Here is a 3,959-nt window from a genome sequence, read left to right on the forward strand (position 1 = left end):
TAGTAAAAACATTCGCAGCAGCAGCTTTAATCGCAGTATCCACTTTCGCTATGGCAGCTGAGACGCCAGTATCAAAAACTGAAAAAGCAAACGTAAATCTTTCAACAGCGGACTTTGCCCTTGACCACTATGTTGCGGTAACAACCGAAGGAGAGTCGGCAGGCGTAGAGCAGTTATTCGCGACAGATTTCAGCCAAAAAATCCAAGCTTCCAACGCTCAATCTCATAGCCGTGAAGCGGTAATCAAATCCTTGAAAAAACAAAAAGGGGAGAGGCTAAACTGTAAAGTTAAGACTGACATTATCGAAGAGTCTGCCGATTATATGGTTGCTAAGGTGACTTTGAAGTTTGAAGACTTTACCAAGACTGACCTAGTGACTCTGGTTCGCGAAGGTAATGAATGGAAAGTTTCTGCATCAATCAATTCATATAAATAAGAGCCATCTCAAATAAATATATAAATGTTGTAAAGCCACATCGAGATATGTGGCTTTTTTACGTCAAAAGGGCCTGATATGTTAATCGGACCCTTTCTCTTAGCGTTTATCTGTATTGAGCTTACTCTGCCTCAACAACCATTCATAGATCTCAGGTTTCGTCTCATAGAGATATTGAATTCCATGCCCTTCACCCTCGAGTCGATGGAAAGTGATATTGCCATTGCACTTTTTTAGAGATCGTTCAATTCGTTCTGTTTCGTAGATAGATATTGCATCATCAGCGGTTCCGTGAAAGGTCAAGATGGGAATATCTTTGAGTCTACAAATTCGAGTGGTGTCACTATCATTTATGCCACCGCATAATGGCACAATCGCTGCAATTTTTTCAGGGTGATCCAATGCTGTGATATACGTTCCGTAACCACCCATACTTATTCCGGTTACATATACACGACTTTTATCAATGCGGTATTTTGAGGCCGCTTCATTGTATAGCGAATCAAACCAATTTTCCGTAGACCAATATCTGCCTTCCGGACATTGCGGTGCTACCATAATGAAGTCGAATTCCTTTCCCTTATCTACTAAATAGGGAAGACCATAGATCTTTAGCTTTTCTAGGTCATTTCCTTTTTGCGATCCACCATGGAGATAAATAACGAGTGGATATTTAGATGTATCTGTATTATAATTTTTGGGGAGATAGGTTAAGTGTTTATAATTGACTTTTAGCTTTTCTTGCGAAAAAGATTGCGAGATAAAAAAGCTAAAAAAAATAATTAAAAGAATGCTGACAAGTGGATAGTTCCTTGAACTGAAAATTTTGATAGCTAATTGGATAGTCATTGTAATTAGATGTGAATCTTATTCTGAATACTTTTCTTTTGTACGAGCAAAGGGTATTATTTGCTGAAATTAGTCGGGTTTCCTCCCCCCTAAAAAGGGTTGCTTTCTCAATTGCTGTTCATATTGTTCTTTGCTTATAAATGGCCATAGCTCGTGATCGCCTGTATTGTTAAATTCTTCATACTGTTTCTTTCGTTCAATTAGTTTCACGTTATAATGTTGTCCCAAGCTCAGGATAGTAAATAACAGGTCTTTAAATGATAACCGTATTAGCAGATTTATACGATCAAAGTAGGGCCACTCGTACTCAAAATCGGAATTCAGGAATAAAATAATCCGAGCAATGTCTTTTAGTTCTTTATCCGAAAGTCGGTGTTTGCCCGTATGTTTATGATTTTCTAAGTCGCTATATAAGCACCAGCTTAATTCGAGCATTGGTCTTATAATAGGATCGTCAAATTTCGCTTCTTTTGAAGAATAATAATGTTCAGGAAGATAACCAAAAGATACATTGTCTAATATCTCCTCCTCAAACTCATCGTTGCTAATAAGCCCGATTACTAAATGGCGTAAATGGTAAGCAAGCTTTTTCCTTCGTTCTAAGTCAACCATAACAATATGTTTTTACGAAATTGAATATCTTTTAAAGTTTCTTTTTCCCATCAGAGGAATTCTCTGAAACATCAGACACTATCATTATTCCAAAAGTCTTATCAGTATCGCCATATTTCTTTACGAGTTTATCTTTGCGGATAATTGTTATGGACTTAAAATTTTTGTCGTCAATAGCCGTTAGCTTGCCCTCATAATCCTTATCCAGCACTTTTCCATTAAGGATATATTGAAAGCTGTTATCGCTTTGCTGTGATGCCAATAGATTCTTGAAATCTGAGGATTTCGATTTGAAGTAATTAAGGAAGCGTGTTCTGCTGAACTGCTTCGTTTCAATGTAAATGGCTCCGATTGCATTACTGTCCAGATGTTTAAATTTCATATTGTCTTTATATACAGTAACTGTAGCTATATCATCAGGCTTATATTTTTGCAGATCTGCTTGGCTTACCCGCATGCTATCAACAAACATAATAGGAACTCCTTTGGAAGGCTTTGGTTCTTGAACTGGTGTCTGACCGTAATTTAGCGAGTATATTAACGAGAAAAGTATTGTAAATATTATTTGTTTCATGACGATTAGTTGAAATTGCTCTTTGTTTTGTTCAGGATATTCCATTCCTAGAAAAGGTCACTATTTAGCTTAGCTCAAGAAGGTTATTACAACCTCTCCCGTCTCCGCCGCTTTTTATAAAAGTTTTTGAGATCATCGAAATAATCTAGAAGATATTCCAGCGCATTTTTGTCGTCTTCCCAAATATCAGGGTAGATGCCTTCTTCTGTCATTCTACCAGGTTCATAGTTTTCTGAAAGTTCTTCTTTTGTAAGATCTTTAATTGCATTATAAATATCTCTAGTCTGCTCAGCTGTAGTATATGTCGCAGGACCGTAGCCCATATCTTGATCGGAATCAATTTCTGTAGGGCCCATAAGTATACCTAAAAGTGGACCTCCTTCCAGAGCTGCATCCGCAAAACTTTGTCCTGTAATTATAAAAAAAACTCCTTCCCAAGCTTTATCCAAGTCAAGGAAATTTTCGTTGTTAGTGTTATCTTGTTTAAATACTAAGTCTTCTAAGCGGCGACTGTCTTCGATAATAGTATTAAGCGTTTCATTATCTACACGTAGATAGCTTTGGATCATCCCCATGGTTATTGTGATTTAAGGGTTAAAGTGTTATTTTTTTTGATACCAAGTATTTTGATATCTTATTTATATGGCTTTATTGAATTTTATATTTCTATGAAGTTAACAAACTACTCCGTGTAAAACAATAAGATAAAATCAATTATCTTTATATTTCTTGTTAAGGGCGTCAATATTCATCGACTTTTTCTGCTTCAACTACGACTCATAAATCTTGGGCGCGGTCTCATCTATGAAACCTTTATATCTTACTTTCCCCACTGATACAAGAAATGACGCTTCTTGTTCAGAAGAATTTAAATATATCGTCAAAGTTCCACAACAAAATTATCAAACAGGGAATTGCGAAATGAGTCAATTTAAGCTTTTTGTGCGACCAGAAGATAATGTCAAAAATAGTGCATCGATCGCTAATTATCTTTTTGGTAGAGCGGACGAATACGGCGAGTCAATTCAGATATGATATCAATATAAGTTTTTTATATCCCATTTGTCTAAATTTAGGAGTAACGGTATTATGCTTGTTTGTCGAAAAGACTTGTTTGTTTATATATTTCTTAATTATCGGCGTTTTTCGCCGATAAATGTCAATGTTTTAAACATGAATATGTATTCTCAGAGAAGGAAAGATGTGTTAAAATTAGTGCCGGAGGGAGTGTGAACGTAAATTTTTACTCTCTGTCAAAAATAAGACACCTGATTGGGCACTCTTAGGATTGGACGCAGCTTTAGTCTCGGAACTTCCTTCAGTGAAATGGAGATTAATCAATTTAAATAAAATGTCAGAGAATAAGCACATGACCGCTTACAAAAATCTAGAAGCTGTCCTATATCCTTCAAGTCAAGCAGAATAGGAGAGATGTGGCTTTTTTACCTCAAAAGGGCCTGATTCTCATCAGACCCTTTCTCTTAGCG

5 protein-coding genes are annotated in these 3,959 nt (G+C 36.3%); 1 reads left to right on the forward strand and 4 read right to left on the reverse strand.

All coding sequences use genetic code 11. The features are described from left to right. The first annotated feature begins 50 nt into the window (after positions 1–50). Positions 51–437 (forward strand): nuclear transport factor 2 family protein, encoded by a 387-nt coding sequence (locus HPC41_RS00660; protein WP_425501166.1) that lies wholly within the window; start codon positions 51–53, stop codon positions 435–437. Between the two features lie 99 nt (positions 438–536). Here HPC41_RS00660 and HPC41_RS00665 read toward each other — a convergent pair whose 3' ends face one another. From HPC41_RS00665 to HPC41_RS00680, 4 genes are all read right to left on the reverse strand, one after another. Continuing rightward, positions 537–1,286 carry a carboxylesterase family protein gene (locus HPC41_RS00665; protein ID WP_172392078.1) on the reverse strand — a complete coding sequence of 250 codons (750 nt, stop codon included), beginning with the start codon at positions 1,284–1,286 and terminating at the stop codon, positions 537–539. A gap of 69 nt (positions 1,287–1,355) precedes the next feature. Then, positions 1,356–1,898, reverse strand: coding sequence for a hypothetical protein (locus tag HPC41_RS00670; protein WP_172392079.1), 543 nt, complete (start codon positions 1,896–1,898; stop codon positions 1,356–1,358). Positions 1,899–1,929: 31 nt separating this feature from the next. After that, positions 1,930–2,472, reverse strand: a complete 543-nt coding sequence (locus HPC41_RS00675; RefSeq protein WP_172392080.1) for a hypothetical protein — start codon at positions 2,470–2,472, stop codon at positions 1,930–1,932. A gap of 86 nt (positions 2,473–2,558) precedes the next feature. Further along, a complete protein-coding gene (locus tag HPC41_RS00680; RefSeq protein ID WP_172392081.1) occupies positions 2,559–3,047 on the reverse strand; it encodes a YfbM family protein in 489 nt (162 codons plus the stop codon). Positions 3,048–3,959: the final 912 nt, after the last annotated feature.

Source organism: Sphingobacterium prati (genome assembly GCF_013167215.1).
GTDB classification, from domain to species: domain Bacteria; phylum Bacteroidota; class Bacteroidia; order Sphingobacteriales; family Sphingobacteriaceae; genus Sphingobacterium; species Sphingobacterium prati.

Coding starts and splice junctions, on each gene's coding strand:
- HPC41_RS00660 (WP_425501166.1), top strand. CDS start 51: ATGGCAGCTGAGACGCCAGTATCAAAAACTGAAAAAGCAAACGTAAAT.
- HPC41_RS00665 (WP_172392078.1), bottom strand. CDS start 1,286: ATGACTATCCAATTAGCTATCAAAATTTTCAGTTCAAGGAACTATCCA.
- HPC41_RS00670 (WP_172392079.1), bottom strand. CDS start 1,898: ATGGTTGACTTAGAACGAAGGAAAAAGCTTGCTTACCATTTACGCCAT.
- HPC41_RS00675 (WP_172392080.1), bottom strand. CDS start 2,472: ATGAAACAAATAATATTTACAATACTTTTCTCGTTAATATACTCGCTA.
- HPC41_RS00680 (WP_172392081.1), bottom strand. CDS start 3,047: ATGGGGATGATCCAAAGCTATCTACGTGTAGATAATGAAACGCTTAAT.